The organism is Pseudomonas sp. NBRC 100443 (assembly GCF_030268185.1).
Lineage (GTDB): Bacteria > Pseudomonadota > Gammaproteobacteria > Pseudomonadales > Pseudomonadaceae > Pseudomonas > Pseudomonas citronellolis.
Genome location: NZ_BSQE01000007.1, coordinates 185854 through 202731, shown reverse-complemented (window position 1 = coordinate 202731; position 16878 = coordinate 185854). Strand labels below are relative to the sequence as shown.

The window sequence follows — 16878 nt, the reverse complement described above, 5'->3', positions numbered from 1 at the left end:
CTGAAGCAAGACGTCACTCCTATGGTTTGAGCCCCGCCGCCTGGCGGGGCTTTTTTATCCGCCGAACCGCCCATCGCGGACGGAGTCCTCCTACAGGGGGAACACCGCGATTTCCCAGCTGCGGGCCCTGCCCGCGATTCGCGCGCAGGGCCCGCTCCTACAGGGGAGCGGCGCGGCTGGGGCAGCGTAAGCGGATCTCATCCGCGATCCGCGCCGATACATCCGGCTATCGCGGACAAGGTCCGCTCCTACGCCCTCCGGCAAACACAAGACCCGTAGGATGGCGTTGAGCGAAGCGATACCCATCAGCAGGGCCCGATGGGTTTCGCACGCTCAACCCATCCTGCGAAGGGCGCCTCGGCGCACCGTCAATGCTGGCTGCCGTCCAGGCATGGCGCCTGACCGAAAGCGTCAATCCAGGCTGAGCGCTGCCGTCATTGAGGCGTGGCGGGGCTGGCACCTAACCTGCCGGCACTTCCACCGACCAGGATTCGCCAGCATGCAGCGCATACACTTCGAGACCGAGCACAACCTGTTCCGCGACGCCTTCGCCGCCTTCCTCGCCAAGGAAGTGGTGCCGCACCAGGAGGCCTGGGAAGAGGCCGGGGTGGTCGACCGCAGCGTCTGGCTGAAGGCCGGCGAGCAGGGCTTCCTGCTGCCCTGGGCCGACGAGGAATACGGCGGCTCCGGGCTGAAGGACTTCCGCTACGAGCAGATCATGTGCGAGGAGCTGGCGCGCATCAACGAGCCGGGCTTCATGATCCCGCTGCACTCAGCGCTGTGCGGGCCCTACATCGCCGAATACGGCAACGCCGAGCAGAAGGCGCGCTTCCTGCCCGGGATCATCCGCGGCGAAACCATCCTCGCCGTGGCCATGACCGAGCCTGCCGCCGGTTCCGACCTTGCCGGCATGCGCACCACCGCCGTGGACAAGGGCGACCACTACGTCCTCAACGGCTCCAAGGTGTTCATCTCCAACGGCCTGCTGGCCGACCTGGTGATAGTCGCGGCCAAGACCGACCCGAACAACAAGCACGCCATGGGCCTGTTCCTGGTCGAGCGCGGCATGCCCGGCTTCGAGCGCGGGCGCAACCTGAAGAAGCTGGGCATGAAGAGCCAGGACACCGCCGAGCTGTTCTTCAACGACGTGAAGGTGCCTAAGGAAAACCTGCTGGGCGATGCCAAGGGCGGCTTCTACTACCTGATGAACATGCTCGCCCAGGAACGCCTGACCAACGCCTGCGGCGCGGTGGCCGGGGCCGAGGCGGCGCTGCAGGCCACCCTCGACTACGTGAAGGAGCGCAAGGCCTTCGACCGGCCCATCGCGCACTTCCAGAACACCCGTTTCAAGCTCGCCGAGATGCGCACCCAGGTGGACGTGGCCCAGGTGTTCACCGACCGTTGCGTGATGGACCACAACCAGAAGAAGCTCAGCCCCGAGGTGGCCGCCGAGGCCAAGCTGTTCACCACCGAACTGCTCGGCAAGGTGGTCGACGAGGGCGTGCAACTGCACGGCGGCTGGGGTTACATGTGGGAATACCCGATCTGCCGGATGTACGCCAACGCGCGCATCCAGCGCATCTTCGCCGGCACCTCGGAGATCATGAAGGAGATCATCAGCCGCGGCATGAAGCTCTGAGGCGCGGCTGCTTCACTGGGCCCCCGCGAACGCGGGGGCGCGGAAAACCAGACCCAGGAGTTCCCATGAAAGGCCCGCTCGCCTCGCTGAAAGTCCTCGACTTCTCCACCCTGCTGCCGGGGCCCTTCGCTTCGCTGCTGCTGGCCGACATGGGCGCCCGGGTGCTGCGGGTGGAATCGCCCACGCGCATGGACCTGGTGCGCGTGCTGCCGCCCCATGACGACGGCGTCTCGGCCAGCCACGCCTACCTCAACCGCAACAAGCGCAGCATCGCCCTGGACCTGAAGCGGCCCGAGGCGGTGGAGGTGGTGAAGCAACTGGTGCGCGAGTACGACATCGTCCTGGAACAGTTCCGCCCCGGCGTCATGGACAAGCTGGGTGTCGGCTACGAGGCGCTCAAGGCGATCAACCCGAAGCTGATCTACGTCTCCATCACCGGCTACGGCCAGACCGGGCCCTACCGCGACCGCGCCGGGCACGACATCAACTACCTGGCCCTGGCCGGCGTAGCCAGCTACACCGGGCGCCGCGACACCGGCCCGCTGCCCCTGGGCGTGCAACTGGCGGATATCGCCGGCGGCTCGCTGCACGGAGTGATGGGCTTGCTCGCGGCAGTCATCCACCGGCAGCAGACCGGCGAAGGCCAGCAGGTGGACATCAGCATGACCGACTGCGCCTTCAGCCTGAACGGCATGGCCGGCGCCGGCTACCTGGCCTGCGGCGTGGAGCCGGGCATGGAAGCCCAGGCGCTGAACGGCGGCAGCTTCTACGACTATTACCGCACCCGCGATGGCCGCTGGTTCTCGGTCGGCAGCCTGGAGCCGCAGTTCATGCAGCAGTTCTGCGCCGCCATCGGCCGCCCGGAACTGGCCGCCCGCGGTCTGTCGCCCAAGGCCGAGGACCAGCGACTGCTCAAGCGCGAGATCGCCATCGAGTTCGAGAAGCGCGATTTCGCCGACTGGTGCGAACGCTTCGCCGCGGTGGATGCCTGCGTGGAGCCCATGCTGCCGCTGTCCGAAGCGGTGGAGCACCCGCAGATCCAGGCCCGCGGCCTGGTCACCGAAGTGCCCCGCGGCGATGGCCGCAGCCAGCGGCAGATGGCCTGTCCGATCCGCTTCTCCGCCGGCCTGCCGGCACCGAAACACATAGGCGTGGCGGCGGGGGCGCACAGCGCCGAGGTCCTGGCCGAACTGGGCTACAGCGATGAGCAGGTGGCGGCGCTTAAGGCCGCGGGCGCGGTGGGCTGAAGCTACTCGCGGAGCACTTCGCCGGTGAACACCAGGGTGGTGCGGCAGCGCCGGCAGTAGTAGCGGCGGCCCTGGGCCACCAGGTTGTGGCGCTGGGCGGAGAAGGGGAAGTCGGGGTTCTCGTCGCAGCGGCAGCGGTAGATGTAGCGCGTGGCGCGGCGCCGCTTGATCTCGTAGGTGTGGCAGCGGTCCGGCGGCAGGCCGTAGACGCCGCGCATGATCAGTTGCCACTCCTCGCCGTGGGGGCGGATGCGCGGGCCGAACATCTGGTGCGCGATCAGGTGGGCGACCTCGTGGGCCACGGTCTGCTTGAGGAAGTGCTCGCGGTTCTCGCGGTAGAGCTGGGGGTTGAAGCGCAGCAGGTTCTCGTCCAGGTGCGCCACCCCGGCCTTCTGCCCGCGCAGGCGGAAGCTCACTTCCGGGCGCGGGAAGCGGCGCTGGAAGAAGCTTTCCGCCAACTGGTAGCAGGCTTCGACACGGGCGTTGAGCTGTTCGGGCATACAGTGTTTTCTCCGACGGCTGCCGATTATGCCGCAGGCGCCGGCGTTGTGCAGGCCGCTCGTCTGCTGTGCAGGTTCGGGCAAGCGGGGTGGAGTTTCAGGCAAGGCTGGCTGCAGGCTGCGCCGAGGTGCTCTTCGTAGGATGGGTTGAGCCTGCGAAACCCATGCGGCGGTGGTGATGGGTATCGCTTCGCTCAACGCCATCCTACGACGGTGCTCTTCCTGCATCTTGTGGGAGCGAGCTTGCTCGCGAAGGGAGATTCCCTGTTATTCCTGTTTGGCTTGGCACACCGCTCCCTCTCCCTAACCCTCGGCTGCGCGCCCCGCCCTGAAGGGAGAGGGGACCGTTCGGTGAGGTTGGGTGTTTCGGCGTCAGTTGGGGGCGAAGGTTCAGGTTGAAACCATGCCCATCAGCCGGTACGGACAAGCTCCCTCTCCCTTCAGGGAGAGGGCTGGGGAGAGGGTTGCGGACTTCGACAACGCTCTGTGGCCAAGCCAGAAACCAAACCCCAAAAAACGAAAACCGGGCCCCCAGGGCCCGGTCTGCATTCGCCAGTCAAGCCTCAGGTATATTCCGGCCCCACCCCGCTCCCCCAGAGGATCACCGACAGCGCGATCATCGCCACCAGCACCACCAGGCCCACCGCCAGCACCGAGCTGGAGAACAGGAAGCCTTCGTCCTTGGGAATGTTCATGAAGGTCGGGATGCCGACGTACAGCAGGTAGACCGTGTAGCAGATCGCCGCGGTGCCTATGACCATGCCCAGCCACAGGTGCGGGTAGAGCGCGGCCACGCCGCCGATGAACAGCGGGGTCGCCGTGTAGGCGGCGAACACGATGCACTGGGTCATGCTCGGAGTGGCGTCGTAGGTGCGCGCCATCCAGTGGATGAAGGCGCCCATGACGGCGACGCCGGCGAGCATCGCCACGTAGGTGAGCACGGTGAGCTGGATCGCGCTCGCCGGTGTCAACTTGACCGGCCCTGCGCTGCCCAGCACCCAACCCACCTGGGTGGTGCCAATGTAGGCGCAGATGACCGGGATGGCAGCCAATATCAGCACATGGGTCAGGTACATGTGGCTGATGCTTTCTTCTTCGCCGCGGATTTCCTGCCATTCCTGATCGGGATGGGTGAAGAGCCCCCACACATGATGGATCATCTCGGCAACCTCCTCGTTATTATGCAGGCCGCCTCCCAGCGCCGCGCCGGGGACGCATGGCCAGCGCCTTCCGGTGCCCGTCAGACTCGTGCGACCTTGTGTCGCAGTATAGGAAAGCCCCGAAGGCCGCGTCCTGCCTGGGGTTAGAGCAAATCGGAGCTTCATGGGCGGCTGTAATAGCGCTCGAGAATTTCCATCGCCTTGTTGATCGACTGCAGGCGCGTGGTGCTGCCGCCGCGGTCCGGGTGGTGCTGGCTGACCAGCTGGCGGTAGCGCAGCTTGATCAGCGCGTAGTCCACCGGGCCGTCCTCCAGTTCGAACAGGGCCAGCGCGGCGGCCTTCTCGCCGTCGCCCTGCATGCGTGTCCAGAAGCTTTCCAGCAGCTTCTCCACGTCGCGCTCGGTGGTGTCGCGCAGGTTGCTTTCGTCCAGGTAGTAGTCGCGCAGCGGGTCGCTCTCCACCAGGCCCGGCGCGCCGGGTTGCCAGGGCAGCAGGCGGATCTGCAGCGGGCCGATCTGCAGGAAGCCGGCCTCGTCGGCGCAAAGCTTATCGCGCAGGCGGTAGAGGGCGTTGAACACCAGGAAGTGGGTGCGGAACAGCACCAGCTTGTCCAGCAGCGGCAGGTGCGGGACATGGGTGGAATGCCGCGCCTTCAGCTGCTGGATCAACTGATATTCGGAAAGGCCTTCAGGGGCCTCGCGCAGCAGTTCGAGCAACTGCCCGGCGAGGTCGAGGCGGGCGTCGAGGTCGGGAGTCATGGGCATGAGCCTAGCATCAGGCTACCGATGAAGGCGGGGTGCGCGTAAAATAACCAGCTTTTCGTCTTCCCCCCGGATTCCACAGCACCATGGCCAGCACCCTTTCGGTCAACCAGAACAAACTGCAGAAACGCCTGCGCCGCCAGGTCGGCGAGGCCATCGCCGACTTCAACATGATCGAGGACGGCGACAAGGTCATGGTCTGCCTGTCCGGCGGCAAGGACAGCTACACCCTGCTCGACATCCTGCTGTACCTGCAGAAGGTCGCGCCGATCCAGTTCGAGATCGTCGCGGTCAACATGGACCAGAAGCAGCCCGGCTTCCCCGAGCACGTGTTGCCGGCCTACCTGGAGTCCATCGGCGTGCAGTACCACATCATCAAGAAGGACACCTACTCGGTGGTGAAGGAGAAGATCCCCGAGGGCAAGACCACCTGCTCGCTGTGCTCGCGCCTGCGCCGCGGCACCCTCTACACCTACGCCGACGAAATCGGCGCGACCAAGATGGCGCTGGGGCACCACCGCGACGACATCCTCGAGACCTTCTTCCTCAACATGTTCTACGGCGGCACCCTCAAGGCCATGCCGCCCAAGCTGCTGTCCGACGACGGCCGCAACGTGGTGATCCGCCCGTTGGCCTACTGCAACGAGAAGGACATCGAGGCCTACTCGGTGCTCAAGGAATTCCCGATCATCCCCTGCAACCTCTGCGGTTCTCAGGAGAACCTGCAGCGCCAGGTGGTCAAGGAAATGCTGCTGGAATGGGAGCGCAAGACCCCCGGTCGCACCGAGATCATGTTCCGCGCCCTGCAGAACGTGGTGCCCTCGCAACTGGCCGACCGCAACCTGTTCGACTTCGCCAGCCTGCGTATCGACGACACCGCCACGCCGCGCTTCGTCGACGTGATGAACCTGTAATAAAGGAAGGGCGATGCGCGACTACCAATGGCTGCACGAATACTGCCTGAACCGCTTCGGCTCGGCGGCGGCGCTGGAAGCGCGCCTGCCGCAGCCCAAGAGCCCGGCCGAACTGGCCGCGGTGAGCGATGATCGCTACCTGTCGCTGATCAGCCTGCGCATCTTCCGCGCCGGCCTCAAGCACAGCCTGGTGGACGCCAAGTGGCCGGCTTTCGAGGAAGTGTTCTTCGGCTTCGACCCGCAGAAGGTGGTGCTCATGGGCGGCGAACGCCTGGAGAACCTGATGCAGGACACCCGCCTGATCCGCCACCTGGGCAAGCTCAAGAGCGTGCCGCGCAACGCCCAGATGATCCTCGACATCGCCCATGAGCACGGCAGCTTCGGCAAGCTGCTGGCGGACTGGCCGGTGACCGACATCGTCGGCCTGTGGAAGCTGCTGGCCAAGCGCGGCAACCAGCTCGGCGGCCTGTCGGCGCCGCGCTTCCTGCGCATGGCCGGCAAGGACACCTTCATCCCCAGCGACGACGTGGTCGCCGCGCTCAAGGCCCAGGAAATCGTCGACAAGGCGCCCACCAGCCAGAAGGACCTCGCCGCCGTGCAGGCCGCCTTCAACGCCTGGCACGAGCAGAGCGGCCGGCCGCTGTGCCAGCTCTCGATGATGCTGTCGTACACCGTCAACCACTAGAGCCCCAGGCGGCCGCTGCCGACCATCCACAGCGCGGCCAGCGCCAGGACCAGCACCAGCGCGCCCAGCGCCCGCTCCCCGGCGTTGCCGAAGGCTGCCAGGCCGCGCTGGCGCCGGGCGTGGACGAAGAAGCCCAGCCCCGGGGCGTAGAGAATCATCGACAACAGCAGGTACTTCAGGCCGGCGGCATACAGCAGCCAGACGCCGTAGAGCGTGCCCAGCGTCGCCATCGCCAGCAGCGCCGGGCTCGGCTGCCGCAGCACGCGCTTGAGGCAGAAGCCGGCGCACAACAGGTAGGGGATCAGCGCCATCGAGGTGGCCAGCTGGATCAGCGCGTTGTAGCCGGAGGCGTTGAGGAAGGCGACCAGCAGCAGCGCCGAGATCAGCGCGTTGGTCAGCCACAGCGCCGGGGCCGGCGTATCCACGTCGTTGGTCCTGCCGAACAGCGCCGGCGCGGTGTGCCCTTCGCCGCGGCTGGCCAGGTAGAGCATCTCCACCGCCAGCATGGTCCAGGCCAGCAGGGCGCCGCCCACCGAAACGATCAGGCCGGCGTTGATCAGCGTTGCGCCCCAGGGGCCCACGGCCGCGGCCATCACCTGGGCCATCGACGGGTTCTTCATCTGCGCCAGCTCGTGCTGCGGCACCACCCCCAACGACAGCACCGAGGCGCAGACCAGCAACAGCAGGGTGATGACGAAGCCGAGCAGGGTGGCCCGGCTGACGTCGGCCGCGCGCCGCGCGTGGCTGGCATAGACGGTGGCGCTTTCGATGCCGAGGAAGACCCACACGGTGTACAGCATGGTGGTTTCCACCTGGCGGGTGACGCTGCCCAGCGCCGGGCTGCCCCAGAAGTCCAGGCGGAACACCTCGACGCGGAAGGCCAGGGCGACGCAGAGGATGAACAGGGCGATGGGCACCACCTTGGCCAGGGTGACGATGGCGTTGGTGATGGCCGCGTTGTGCACCCCGTGCAGGACGAAGGCGTGCATCAGCCAGAGCACCGCCAGCTCGCCGAGCAGCGCCGGCCAGGTGGTGCCGTCGCCGAAGAAGGCCAGCGCGCCGAACGAACCCAGGGCGCTGAACAGCACGACGAGGTAGCCGGCATTGCCGACCCAGGCGGAAATCCAGTAGCCCCAGGCGGCATTGAAGCCCAGGTATTCGCCGAAGCCCTCGCGGGCGTAGCCGTAGACGCCGTCGTCCAGTTCCGGGCAGGTGGTCGACAGCCACTGGAAGACCCGCGTCAGCGTCAGCATGCCGACGAAGGTGATGCCCCAGGCGATGAGAATGGCCCCGGCGCCGGCGCCTTCGGCCATGTTCTGCGGCAGGCTGAAGATACCGCTGCCGATGATGCCGCCCACCACCAGGGCGGTCAGCGCCGGCAGGCCGAGTTTTCCTTTATCCGAAATCGACATCTTGCGCCTCCGAGACGGCAACCGGTGGCGTGGCGGCACTTGCCGCCACGCATGACGCTGGCGAAGGGGAGGGGGCCCGCGCCGGCGCGACGGGCCGGCAGGCCCGCCGCTGGAGCGGCCGTTCAGAAGCGCAGGGACATGCAGCTGACGCCGCCGTCGATCTTGCGGTACTCGGAGGTGTCGACCTCGATCACCCGGTAGCCGAGGTCGGCGATCTTCTGCCGCGTGCGCGGGTAGCCGGCGGGCATGATCACCCGTTCGTTGACCCAGATGCAGTTGGCCGCGTAGGCCTCCTCCTCGGGGATCTCGACGATGTTCAGGTGCTGGAACTCCGGCTTGTCGACGAACTCGCCGGCAGCCAGCAGGTTGCTGTGTTCCAGGTAGGCCAGCCCGGTCTTCAGGTGCAGCACCTTCTCCAGGCGCACCACCGAGCCGGTGAAGCCGTGCTTGGCGAGGAGGGCGATCATCTGCCGGGCGCCTTCGGCGTTGGTCCGCGCCGATTCGCCGATATAGAAGTGCTCGCCGACCATCATGATGTCGCCGGCTTCCACTGTGCCGGGCGCCTCGATGCGCTCGACCTTGCCCGGATAGAAGCGCTGGATGGTCTCCTCGATGATCGCGGTCTCGCCGCGCCGCGATTCGGCGCCGGGGCGGGTGATGATGGCGCAGCGCGAGGTGCAGAGCGCCGGGTCCTCGACGAACACCGAGTCGGGGAAGCGCTCGTCCGGCGGCAGCAGGGTGATGTCCAGGTCGCAGGTCTGCAGCGCGCGGATGTAGGCGTTGTGCTGCTCCAGGGCCCTGGCGAAGTCCGGTTTGCCCAGGTGGTTGGAGGTCAGGCCGTCGACCAGGCTGCTGGCCGGGGTGCGGGCGATGATGTGCTTGAACATGGCGTTTCCTCTTGCAGGTGGATGCTTGCCGCGTTGCAAGGCGTGCGCCAGGCGGGCCGGCGCGCCGCAGACGGTTTTCCTGGCCTGGCGTTGACCCGCAGCGGGGCGGGCTCGCGCGCTTTCGTCGAAACTGGGACAGTTGTCGAAAACCGGACGGATATAAAGGCTGGGCTGCCATGGCTGTTGTCGAGAATGCGACGGTTCCTACGGAAAAGGACGAATTACGCTGGCTGGTGGACAGCCTGGCGCCGATCTTCGATGGGCTGCGGCAACCGGTCACGGTGGTCGACACCCAGGGGCGCTTCGTCTACTACAACCAGGCCAGCGGCCTGCTCGACGGCCTCGACCCACGGCAGGCGCTGGGCATGCACGTGCTGCAGAGCGCGCCCTGGCTGCAGGCGGAACAGAGCACCTTGCTGCGCTGCCTGGCCCAGGAGCGGCCGTCCATCGACACGTTGCAGGCCTATGTCGGCGCCGGCGGCGAGCTGTTGCAGTACCGGCACCGGGCGATCCCGCTGCACGGCCGCGGCGGCCAGTTGCTCGGGGCGATGGAGGTGGGCGAGGTGGTGGCGGAATGCGCTGCAACGGACGACGAACCGGACTGCCCGCCGATCCTCAGCGTCACCCCCGGCCTGCAGCGGCAGTTGCAGCGCCTGGACATCTTCGCCGCGACCGACCTGCCGCTGCTGATCCATGGCGAGACCGGCACCGGCAAGGAACTCTTCGCCCGCCGCGCCCACGCCCTCAGCCCGCGGCGCAGCGGCCCGATGATCAGCCTGAACTGCGCGGCCATCCCCGAGACGCTGCTGGAGAGCACCCTGTTCGGCACTACCCGCGGCGCCTTCACCGGCGCCGAGAACCGCAAGGGCATGTTCGCCCTGGCCGAAGGCGGCACGCTGTTCCTCGACGAGATCAACTCCATGCCCATGGCCCTGCAGAGCAAGCTGCTGCGCGTGCTCCAGGACGGCAGTTATCTGCCGCTGGGCGGCCTGCGGCCGCTGCGCGCGGACGTGCGCCTGGTCGCCGCGAGCAACCAGGCGCCGCACCAGGCGATCGCCGAGGGGCGCCTGCGCGAGGATCTCTACTACCGGCTGGAGGTCGGTTGCCTGAGCATTCCGCCGCTGCGCGAGCGCCCGGCTGACGTCGAGCTGCTGGCCCGGGCCTTCGTGCGCCGCGACGCGCGCAGCCTGAACCCGCGGGTGACGGCCCTGGGGCCGCGGGCCCTGGCGCGCCTGCAGGCCTGCGCCTGGCCGGGCAACGTGCGCCAGCTGGAAAACGTGATCCGCCGCAGCCTGCTGTTGCATGGCCAGGGCGGACCGGTGCTCGACGAAGTGGTCTTCGCCGACGAGGAGCCACGGGGCATGGCGGTGGCCGGAGACGAGCCGCCGGCGCTGGGCCTGCGCGAGAGGCTGGCGGAACAGGAGCGCAAGCTGATAGAAGAGGCCTTGCGCCGGGCGCGGGGCAACCTCTCGCAGGCCGCCGCCAGCCTGCGCATCCCACGGACGACGCTGCTGGGGCGCCTGCAGCGCCTGGCCATACGGCACCCACCCGCTGGCGACACGCCGGCCTGACAGGAACCCGCCCATGGACCCATCAATGGCCGCGCTCGTCCAAGCCGTGCAGGCCGCCGAACGCATCCTGGTGATCACCGGCGCCGGCCTCTCGGCGGATTCCGGCATGCCCACCTATCGTGGCCTGGGCGGCCTGTACAACGGCGTGACCGAGGAGGGTATCGCCATCGAGCAGGCCATCTCCGGGCCCATGCTGCGGCGCGACCCGGCGCTGTGCTGGAAGTACCTGGCGCAACTCGGCCGGGCCTGCCTCGCGGCAGCGCCCAACGCCGGCCACGAGGCCATCGCCGAACTGCAGCGGCGCAAGCCGGAGTGCTGGGTGCTGACGCAGAACATCGACGGCTTCCACCGCCGTGCCGGTTCGCCGATGGAACGGCTGATCGAGATCCACGGCGAATTGCGGCCGCTGTACTGCCAGTCTTGCGGGGCCGAGAGCGATGAACTGGAGGAACACCTGCAGCGTCCGCTGCCACCGCGATGCGCGGTCTGTGGCGGTGTGCTGAGGCCGCCGGTGGTGCTGTTCGAGGAGATGTTGCCGGAGGCGGCGATCGACAGCCTCTACGGCGAATTGCGCAAAGGCTTCGAAGTCGTGCTGCTGGTGGGGACCACGGCGAGCTTTCCCTACATCGTCGAGCCGGTGCTGCGCACCCGGGCCGCCGGCGGCTTCGTCGCCGAGGTGAATCCGGCGCCGACCGACCTCAGTTCGAGGGTCGATGTAAAAATTGCAGGACGAGCCTTAGACATTCTGCCGCAACTGATAGGTCACATTTCGCGATAAAAAACTTGCATCGGCTCGATCGAGCGGGCAAATTAGCGCGCTAATGGAACTAATGAGACACGGTCGTGCCCATGCTTAGACGCTTCGCACCCCTCGTGCCCATGAGTTTCGTCTTGCTGCTGGCCGCTTGCGCCAGCCATTCGCCAGAGTCCCAGCCGGGTCAACAGCAGGCCGCCGTAGAGCAGGCCACCCGCAGCTGGGCTCAGATTGACCACCATCAGGCAACGCTGGCGGATGTAGAAGACGAGGGGGCAGGAAATGATAACGGGAACCCGTCAGGGCGGGTTTCCAGCATTCTGGATCGCGCATTCGAACTGATCGGCACGCCGTATCGCTTCGGGGGCCGTTCGGAAAAAACCGGTTTCGATTGCAGCGGCTTCGTCGGCTACCTGTTCCGCGAAGAGGCTGGGATCAAGCTGCCGCGTTCCACGCGCGAGATGATCACCATGGACGTCCCGCTGGTCTCCAAGGAAGACCTGCAACCGGGCGACCTGATCTTCTTCAACAACCGTGGTCGCGGACGTGTGAGCCACGCCGGCATCTACATCGGCGATGGCCAGTTCATCCACTCCGCCAGCCGCCGTGGCGGTGGTGTACGGGTGGACAACCTGGACGACAGCTACTGGCGCCTGAGCTACATGGAAGCCAAGCGCGTCCTGGAGCCGGGTTACCAGGCGCAACAGACGGTAACGCGCTAATCTTAAAGTTTTACTTTAAGTATTGCGCTTAAGCGTTTGACGGTGCAAAGTGATGGCATTCCTGAACAGGGGATGCCATCACATGCATACCTCCCTCCGCATCATCACCCTCGCACTCGTTTCCCTGCTGGCCGCCTGCGCCAGCCATACGCCGCCCGCGCCGCCGCCGGTGGTCTACGCGCCCTCGAACAACTTCAGCGATTCCCAGGCTGCGGACGACGTGCTGATCCGCGCCATCGGCCTGGTGGGTACGCCCTATCGCTGGGGCGGCAATACCCCGGATGGCGGTTTCGACTGCAGCGGCCTGATCGGCTACGTCTACCGCGACGCCACCGGCCTGCAACTGCCGCGCTCCACCCGCGAGATGATCGGCATGCGCGCCCCCGTGGTCGGCCGCGAAGGCCTGCAGAGCGGCGACCTGGTGTTCTTCGCTACCAACGGTGGACGCAACGTCAGCCATGCGGGTATCTATGTCGGCGAGGGGCGCTTCGTGCATGCGCCCAGAACGGGCGGGACCGTGCGCCTGGACAGCCTCGACAGCCCCTACTGGCAGCGGGCCTTCCTGGAAGCCAAGCGCGTCCTCGCGGTACAGAGCCTCGCCCTCCACCCCTGATCTCCAGGAGGGGCCATGACCACCCGTACGCTCAACCTCGACGACGCGCTCTACCAATACCTGCTCGACACCTCCCTGCGCGACACCCCGTTGAAGGCGCGCCTGCGCGAGGAAACCGCTGCCCTGCCCACGGCGCGCTGGCAGATCGCCCCCGAACAGGGCCAGTTCCTCGCTCTGCTGGTCAAGCTGACCGGCGCCCGGCGCATCCTCGAAGTGGGCACCTTCACCGGCTACAGCGCCCTGTGCATGGCCGAGGCGCTGCCCGAAGACGGCCATATCCTCTGCTGCGACCTGCCCGGCGACTACAACGCCACGGCTCAGTCCTACTGGCGCGACGCCGGCGTCGAAAGCCGCATCGAACTACGCCTGGGCCCCGCGCTGGACACCCTGGCCGGCCTGGAAAAGGAAGGGCAGGCGGGCAGCTTCGACATCGCCTTCATCGACGCCGACAAGGCCAACTACCCACGCTACCTGGAACACGCCCTGACCCTGCTGCGCCAAGGCGGCCTGGCGATCTTCGACAACGTGCTGTGGAGCGGCCGGGTACTCGAAGCCAACCCGCAAAGCGCCGACACCCGCGCCATCCAGCAACTGAACCTGGCACTGAAAAGCGACGCGCGGGTGGACTATTCGCTGCTGCCGCTGGGCGATGGCATGGGGCTGTGCCGCAAGCGCTGAGCACCCGCGCAAGGGGCATTGCCTGGCGTCGCCGGCTGGGCTAGATTCTGCCTACCTCGGGCCGATAGCTCAGCTGGGAGAGCGCCGCGTTCGCAATGCGGAGGTCGGGAGTTCGATCCTCCTTCGGTCCACCAGACGAATGAAAAAGGGCACGCAAACGCGTGCCCTTTTTCGTTTCGCCGCGGCCCTCAGGCAACATCCACCAGAATCACCTCGCTGTCCTCCAGCGCTGTCACCTTCACCACCGCTTCCTCGGCGATGGCCGCGCCGTCGCGGGCTTCCAGGAGCACACCGTTGACTTCCACCTTGCCAGCCGCCGGCACCAGGTAGGCGCGGCGGTCGTTGCCCAGGGCGTATTCGGCGCTCTGGCCGGCCTTCAGGGTGGCGGCGGCCAGGCGGCCGTCGGCGCGGATGCGCAGGGTGTCTTCGTCGTTTTCGTCGCCGCTGGCGAGGATCACGAAGCGACCGGCGCGGTCGCCTTTGGGGAACGGCTTGGCGCCCCAGGACGGCGTGCCGCCGCGTTGCGTCGGCAGGATCCAGATCTGGAAGATCCTGGTCACGTCCTGCTCCAGGTTGTATTCGGAGTGGACGATGCCGCTGCCGGCGCTCATCACCTGTACGTCGCCCGCCTCGGTGCGGCCCTTGTTGCCCAGGCTGTCCTGGTGGGTGATCGCCCCCTGGCGCACGTAGGTGATGATTTCCATCTCGCGGTGCGGGTGTGGCGGGAAGCCGGTGCCCGGGTCGATCTCGTCGTCGTTCCAGACGCGCAGGTTGCCCCAACTCATGCGCTCGGGGTCGTAGTACTCGGCGAAGGAGAAGTGGTGCTTGGCGTTGAGCCAGCCGTGGTGGGCGCCGCCGAGTTGGGTGAAGGGTCTGCGTTCGATCATGGGATCAGTCCTCTTGGGGCGCTGGGCCGGCGAGTTGGCCGGCCTGCGCAGTTCATGGAGGCTATGTTGATCCCGCTTGAGTCGATATAAAAGCGCAAATATCCGGGCTAATTTATCGAATTTACAGATTTATTCAGGTCGCCCCTGATCAGGATTGAGGAACTTGCTGAGGAACTGCCGGGTGCGTTCCTCGCGGGGCTGGGCGAACAGCGTCTTGGCGTCGCCCTGTTCGACGATCACCCCCTTGTCGATGAAGATCGCCCGGTTGGCGACGTCGCGGGCGAAGCTCATCTCGTGGGTGACGATGACCATGGTGCGCTTTTCCTGAGCCAGGCCGCGGATGGTCGCCAGCACTTCGCCGACCAGCTCCGGGTCGAGCGCCGAGGTGGGTTCGTCGAAGAGGATCACGTCCGGCTGCATGGCCAGGGCCCGGGCGATGGCCACGCGCTGCTGCTGGCCGCCGGAGAGGCGCTTGGGATAGGCGTCTTCCTTGCCGGCCAGGCCGACCTTCGCCAGCAATTGGCGGGCGCGTTGTACGGCGCTGTCGCGGGGCTCCTTCTTGACGATCACCGGGCCTTCGATGACGTTCTCCAGCGCGGTGCGGTGGGGGAACAGGTTGAAGTTCTGGAACACGAAGCCGACGTGCTGGCGCAGCTTGCGGATCAGCCCCTGCTGCGGCTTGAGCGGGCGCGAGGCGTCGATCTCGATGTCGCCGACGCGGATGGTCCCGCCGTTGGGGATTTCCAGCAGGTTCAGGCAGCGCAGCAGGGTGGTCTTGCCCGAGCCGCTGGGGCCGATGATCGCCACCACCTCGCCGGCCGCGACCGAGAGGTCGATGCCCTTGAGCACCTCCTGGCCGCGGAACTGCTTGGTGAGCTTGCGTACCTCGATCATGCCTCGTGCTCCTGGTCATGGCGGTTGACCCGCTCTTCCAGGCGGTTCTGCAGGTGCGCCAGGACGCTGGCGAGCACCCAGTAGATGAGCGCGGCGGTGAGGTACATGGTGAACACCTCGAAGGTCCGCGCGGTGATCAACTGCGCCTGGCGGAACAGCTCCGGCACCTGGATGGTGGCGGCCAGGGCGGTGTCCTTGACCAGCGAGATGAAGCTGTTGCCCAGCGGCGGCAGGGCGGTGCGCGCGGCCTGCGGCAGCACCACCCGGCGCAGCGTCTGGGCGCGCGTCATGCCGATGCTGGAGGCCGCCTCCCACTGGCCGCGGTCGATGGAGCCGATGGCGGCGCGGAGGATCTCGCAGACGTAGGCGGCCATGTTCAGCGAGAAGCCGATCAGCGCCGCTGGCAGCGGGTCAAGCTCCAGGCCCAGCTGCGGCAGGCCGTAGTAGATCATGAACAGCTGCACCAGCAGCGGCGTGCCGCGGAAGAACGATACGTAGATGCGCGCCAGCCAGCTGAACACGGCGTGGCCATACAGCCGCGCCAAGGCGAGGATGAACCCCAGCAGCAGGCCGAAGAACATCCCGCCGATGCTGAGGACTACGGTAAAGACCGCGCCCTTGAGCAGGAAGGGCGCGGAATCCAGAGCGAGCTGCAGGCTTTCGTCGATCATTGGGTGACGTCAGCCTGGAACCACTTCTCCGAGAGCTTTTTCAGCGAGCCATCGGCCTTGAACTTCTCGATGGCCTTGTTCAGCGCGCCGAGCAGCTCGGGGTTGCCCTTGCGCAGGGCGATGCCGGCTTCCTGGCGGGCGAAGGGCGCGCCGGTCAGGGCCATGGCGCCCTTGGTCTTGTTGACCATGTCGAAGGCGGCCAGGCGGTCCACCAGGATCACGTCGATGCGCCCGCTGCGCAGGTCCTGGAACTTGGTCGGGTCGTCTTCGTAGGTGCGCACGTCGGCCTGCGGCACGTTCTGCTTCAGCCACTGCTCGTAGTTGGTGCCCAGGCCCACGCCGACCTTCACCCCGGCGAGCTTCTCGGGTGTGTCGTACTTGCTTTCGTCGCCCTTGCGCACCAGGGCCTGGATGCCGGAGACGGTGTAGGGCTCGGAGAAGTCGTACTTCTTCTTGCGCTCCTCGGAGATGGTCACCTGGTTGATCACCACATCCAGGCGCTTGGACTCCAGGGCGGCGAGGATGCCATCCCACTTGGTCGGCTGGAGCTTGGCCTTCACCCCCAGTTCCTTGGCCAGCAGCTCGGCGAAGTCCACTTCGAAGCCGGACAGCTTGCCGTTCTCGTCGACGAAGCTGAAGGGCGGGTAGGTGCCTTCCAGGCCGACCTTGATCGCGCCGTTGCCCTGGATCTGTTTGAGCAGGTCCTCGTCGGCCGAGGCCTGCTGGCCGAGGAAGCTGGCGCCGAGGGCCAGGGTCAGGCCGGCGAAGATGAAACCGCGTCGCAGGATGGAGAAGTTCATGGTTGCCCTCGTTCTTGGTGTTTCAAGCAGGTTAGTAGGCTGCGCGACTATAGGGGGTCAATGGTTATGCAATAAAATAATGA

Annotated in this window: 18 protein-coding genes and 1 tRNA gene; 10 read left to right on the top strand and 9 right to left on the bottom strand. The window is 66.7% G+C overall.

The genetic code is table 11. The annotated features are described in order from the left end of the window. Positions 1-499 precede the first annotated feature (499 nt). Positions 500-1639 carry an acyl-CoA dehydrogenase family protein gene (locus tag QSJ95_RS11760; protein WP_285642522.1) on the top strand — a complete coding sequence of 380 codons (1140 nt, stop codon included), beginning with the start codon at positions 500-502 and terminating at the stop codon, positions 1637-1639. Positions 1640-1704: 65 nt separating this feature from the next. Next, complete coding sequence (locus QSJ95_RS11755) at positions 1705-2886, top strand: CaiB/BaiF CoA transferase family protein (protein WP_285642521.1); 1182 nt, start codon at positions 1705-1707, stop codon at positions 2884-2886. A gap of 2 nt (positions 2887-2888) precedes the next feature. Here QSJ95_RS11755 and QSJ95_RS11750 read toward each other — a convergent pair whose 3' ends face one another. From QSJ95_RS11750 to QSJ95_RS11740, 3 genes are all read right to left on the bottom strand, one after another. Then, positions 2889-3386: a SprT family zinc-dependent metalloprotease gene (locus tag QSJ95_RS11750; RefSeq protein WP_069861541.1), complete on the bottom strand. Its 498-nt coding sequence runs from the start codon at positions 3384-3386 to the stop codon at positions 2889-2891. Between the two features lie 563 nt (positions 3387-3949). Continuing rightward, the gene (locus tag QSJ95_RS11745) at positions 3950-4546 is read right to left on the bottom strand and encodes a Yip1 family protein (RefSeq protein WP_009618488.1); all 597 of its coding nucleotides are present in this window, start codon (positions 4544-4546) and stop codon (positions 3950-3952) included. Positions 4547-4707: 161 nt separating this feature from the next. Next, complete coding sequence (locus tag QSJ95_RS11740; protein ID WP_009618486.1) at positions 4708-5304, bottom strand: DNA-J related domain-containing protein; 597 nt, start codon at positions 5302-5304, stop codon at positions 4708-4710. Positions 5305-5393: 89 nt separating this feature from the next. Between QSJ95_RS11740 and ttcA the strand changes: the two genes are divergently transcribed. Both ttcA and QSJ95_RS11730 read left to right on the top strand, forming a co-directional pair. Next, on the top strand, positions 5394-6221 hold the full coding sequence (ttcA, locus tag QSJ95_RS11735) for a tRNA 2-thiocytidine(32) synthetase TtcA (RefSeq protein WP_285642517.1): 828 nt from the start codon (positions 5394-5396) through the stop codon (positions 6219-6221). Positions 6222-6234: 13 nt separating this feature from the next. Further along, positions 6235-6906: a DNA-3-methyladenine glycosylase I gene (locus QSJ95_RS11730; protein WP_043314198.1), complete on the top strand. Its 672-nt coding sequence runs from the start codon at positions 6235-6237 to the stop codon at positions 6904-6906. On the opposite strand, the gene QSJ95_RS11725 is transcribed toward QSJ95_RS11730, so the two are convergent. Together QSJ95_RS11725 and ddaH are read right to left on the bottom strand one after the other, a co-directional pair. Then, positions 6903-8318, bottom strand: a complete 1416-nt coding sequence (locus QSJ95_RS11725) for a basic amino acid/polyamine antiporter (protein WP_285642514.1) — start codon at positions 8316-8318, stop codon at positions 6903-6905. The genes QSJ95_RS11730 and QSJ95_RS11725 overlap by 4 nt on opposite strands. Positions 8319-8440: 122 nt before the next feature. Further along, a complete protein-coding gene (gene ddaH / locus QSJ95_RS11720; protein WP_285642513.1) occupies positions 8441-9205 on the bottom strand; it encodes a dimethylargininase in 765 nt (254 codons plus the stop codon). Positions 9206-9381: 176 nt separating this feature from the next. Between ddaH and QSJ95_RS11715 the strand changes: the two genes are divergently transcribed. The 6 genes from QSJ95_RS11715 to QSJ95_RS11690 all read left to right on the top strand — a co-directional run bounded on the left by QSJ95_RS11715 (position 9382) and on the right by QSJ95_RS11690 (position 13677). Then, positions 9382-10776 carry a sigma-54 interaction domain-containing protein gene (locus QSJ95_RS11715; RefSeq protein WP_285642512.1) on the top strand — a complete coding sequence of 465 codons (1395 nt, stop codon included), beginning with the start codon at positions 9382-9384 and terminating at the stop codon, positions 10774-10776. A gap of 13 nt (positions 10777-10789) precedes the next feature. Then, positions 10790-11554 carry an NAD-dependent deacylase gene (locus tag QSJ95_RS11710; protein WP_058070210.1) on the top strand — a complete coding sequence of 255 codons (765 nt, stop codon included), beginning with the start codon at positions 10790-10792 and terminating at the stop codon, positions 11552-11554. Positions 11555-11619: 65 nt separating this feature from the next. Beyond that, entirely contained in the window at positions 11620-12252 is a 633-nt protein-coding gene (locus QSJ95_RS11705) for a C40 family peptidase (protein ID WP_285642511.1), read from the top strand. 82 nt (positions 12253-12334) lie between these two features. After that, positions 12335-12865, top strand: coding sequence for a C40 family peptidase (locus tag QSJ95_RS11700; RefSeq protein WP_043314203.1), 531 nt, complete (start codon positions 12335-12337; stop codon positions 12863-12865). A gap of 15 nt (positions 12866-12880) precedes the next feature. After that, the gene (locus QSJ95_RS11695) at positions 12881-13543 is read left to right on the top strand and encodes a class I SAM-dependent methyltransferase (RefSeq protein WP_285642509.1); all 663 of its coding nucleotides are present in this window, start codon (positions 12881-12883) and stop codon (positions 13541-13543) included. A 58-nt stretch (positions 13544-13601) separates the two neighbouring features. Continuing rightward, a tRNA-Ala gene (locus QSJ95_RS11690) sits at positions 13602-13677 on the top strand. A gap of 54 nt (positions 13678-13731) precedes the next feature. Here the strand turns inward: QSJ95_RS11690 and QSJ95_RS11685 are convergent. The 4 genes from QSJ95_RS11685 to tcyJ all read right to left on the bottom strand — a co-directional run bounded on the left by QSJ95_RS11685 (position 13732) and on the right by tcyJ (position 16795). Further along, positions 13732-14430 (bottom strand): pirin family protein, encoded by a 699-nt coding sequence (locus tag QSJ95_RS11685; protein WP_285642507.1) that lies wholly within the window; start codon positions 14428-14430, stop codon positions 13732-13734. 129 nt (positions 14431-14559) lie between these two features. Next, positions 14560-15324 (bottom strand): L-cystine ABC transporter ATP-binding protein TcyN, encoded by a 765-nt coding sequence (gene tcyN / locus QSJ95_RS11680; RefSeq protein WP_009618464.1) that lies wholly within the window; start codon positions 15322-15324, stop codon positions 14560-14562. Then, positions 15321-15992, bottom strand: coding sequence for a cystine ABC transporter permease (gene tcyL, locus QSJ95_RS11675; RefSeq protein ID WP_249920214.1), 672 nt, complete (start codon positions 15990-15992; stop codon positions 15321-15323). The genes tcyN and tcyL overlap by 4 nt, the downstream gene beginning before the upstream one ends. Next, on the bottom strand, positions 15992-16795 hold the full coding sequence (tcyJ, locus tag QSJ95_RS11670; protein ID WP_009618462.1) for a cystine ABC transporter substrate-binding protein: 804 nt from the start codon (positions 16793-16795) through the stop codon (positions 15992-15994). Before tcyJ ends, tcyL begins: the two co-directional genes overlap by 1 nt. Between the last annotated feature and the right edge of the window lie 83 nt (positions 16796-16878).

Excerpts from the sequence above, each read along its gene's own strand:
- QSJ95_RS11760 (WP_285642522.1), top strand. The coding sequence starts at position 500 with ATGCAGCGCATACACTTCGAGACCGAGCACAACCTGTTCCGCGACGCC.
- QSJ95_RS11755 (WP_285642521.1), top strand. The coding sequence starts at position 1,705 with ATGAAAGGCCCGCTCGCCTCGCTGAAAGTCCTCGACTTCTCCACCCTG.
- QSJ95_RS11750 (WP_069861541.1), bottom strand. The coding sequence starts at position 3,386 with ATGCCCGAACAGCTCAACGCCCGTGTCGAAGCCTGCTACCAGTTGGCG.
- QSJ95_RS11745 (WP_009618488.1), bottom strand. The coding sequence starts at position 4,546 with ATGATCCATCATGTGTGGGGGCTCTTCACCCATCCCGATCAGGAATGG.
- QSJ95_RS11740 (WP_009618486.1), bottom strand. The coding sequence starts at position 5,304 with ATGACTCCCGACCTCGACGCCCGCCTCGACCTCGCCGGGCAGTTGCTC.
- ttcA (WP_285642517.1), top strand. The coding sequence starts at position 5,394 with ATGGCCAGCACCCTTTCGGTCAACCAGAACAAACTGCAGAAACGCCTG.
- QSJ95_RS11730 (WP_043314198.1), top strand. The coding sequence starts at position 6,235 with ATGCGCGACTACCAATGGCTGCACGAATACTGCCTGAACCGCTTCGGC.
- QSJ95_RS11725 (WP_285642514.1), bottom strand. The coding sequence starts at position 8,318 with ATGTCGATTTCGGATAAAGGAAAACTCGGCCTGCCGGCGCTGACCGCC.
- ddaH (WP_285642513.1), bottom strand. The coding sequence starts at position 9,205 with ATGTTCAAGCACATCATCGCCCGCACCCCGGCCAGCAGCCTGGTCGAC.
- QSJ95_RS11715 (WP_285642512.1), top strand. The coding sequence starts at position 9,382 with ATGGCTGTTGTCGAGAATGCGACGGTTCCTACGGAAAAGGACGAATTA.
- QSJ95_RS11710 (WP_058070210.1), top strand. The coding sequence starts at position 10,790 with ATGGACCCATCAATGGCCGCGCTCGTCCAAGCCGTGCAGGCCGCCGAA.
- QSJ95_RS11700 (WP_043314203.1), top strand. The coding sequence starts at position 12,335 with ATGCATACCTCCCTCCGCATCATCACCCTCGCACTCGTTTCCCTGCTG.
- QSJ95_RS11695 (WP_285642509.1), top strand. The coding sequence starts at position 12,881 with ATGACCACCCGTACGCTCAACCTCGACGACGCGCTCTACCAATACCTG.
- QSJ95_RS11685 (WP_285642507.1), bottom strand. The coding sequence starts at position 14,430 with ATGATCGAACGCAGACCCTTCACCCAACTCGGCGGCGCCCACCACGGC.
- tcyN (WP_009618464.1), bottom strand. The coding sequence starts at position 15,324 with ATGATCGAGGTACGCAAGCTCACCAAGCAGTTCCGCGGCCAGGAGGTG.
- tcyJ (WP_009618462.1), bottom strand. The coding sequence starts at position 16,795 with ATGAACTTCTCCATCCTGCGACGCGGTTTCATCTTCGCCGGCCTGACC.